The organism is Streptomyces cavernae, from assembly GCF_004023625.1.
Taxonomy (GTDB): domain Bacteria; phylum Actinomycetota; class Actinomycetes; order Streptomycetales; family Streptomycetaceae; genus Streptomyces; species Streptomyces cavernae.
Genome location: NZ_RPDJ01000135.1, coordinates 1 through 753, shown reverse-complemented (window position 1 = coordinate 753; position 753 = coordinate 1). Strand labels below are relative to the sequence as shown.

Below are 753 nucleotides of genomic sequence, written 5' to 3'. Positions count from 1 at the left end.
GCGGGGGAGTGTCGACCGCCCCCGGCGAGGGGATCGAGCCCGAGCAGGCCCGTCTGTGGGGTCTCGGCCAGGTGGCCGGCCTGGAGTGGCCCGCCGGATGGGGTGGTCTCGTCGACATCGGCCCCGGCTGGGACGTCCCGGCCCTGCTCGGCGCCCTGGCGTCCGGGGAGGACCAACTGGCTGTCCGGGACGGGGGTGTGCTCGCGCGCAGGCTGCTGCGCGCGCCCGCCGCCTCCGGGCGGACGTGGTCGCCTCGGGGGACGGTGCTGGTGACGGGTGGTACCGGTGGTATCGGTCGTCATCTGGCGCGGTGGCTGGCGGAGAGTGGTGCGGAGCGTTTGGTGCTGGTGAGCCGGAGTGGGAGTGCGGAGGGTCTGTCGGATCTGCCGGTGCCGGTGTCGGTGGTGGCGTGTGATGTCGCGGACCGTGAGGCTCTGGCGGCTGTGGTTGCCGGGGTGGCGGGCGATTTGCGGGCGGTGGTGCACGCGGCGGGTGTGGCGGCCTACCGGCCGATCGCGGAGCTGTCGGTGGAGGAGCTTGAGGATGTGGTCCGGGCGAAGGAGTTGGGTGCCCGGTGGCTGGACGAGCTGACGGCGGATCTTGATCTGGACGCGTTCGTGTTGTTCTCGTCCGGTGCGGCGACCTGGGGCGGTGCCTCGCAGGGCGCGTACGCGGTGGGCAACGCGTACCTGGACGCGCTGGCCGTGGACCGCCGCGGGCGCGGCCTGCCCGCCACGTCCCTCGCCTGGGGCG

General features: G+C 74.1%; 1 protein-coding gene. It reads left to right on the top strand.

Annotated elements, in window-relative coordinates; all coding sequences use genetic code 11:
* A partial coding sequence (locus EF387_RS46495) for a beta-ketoacyl reductase (RefSeq protein ID WP_128382591.1) occupies positions 1-753 on the top strand: 753 nt, incomplete at both ends.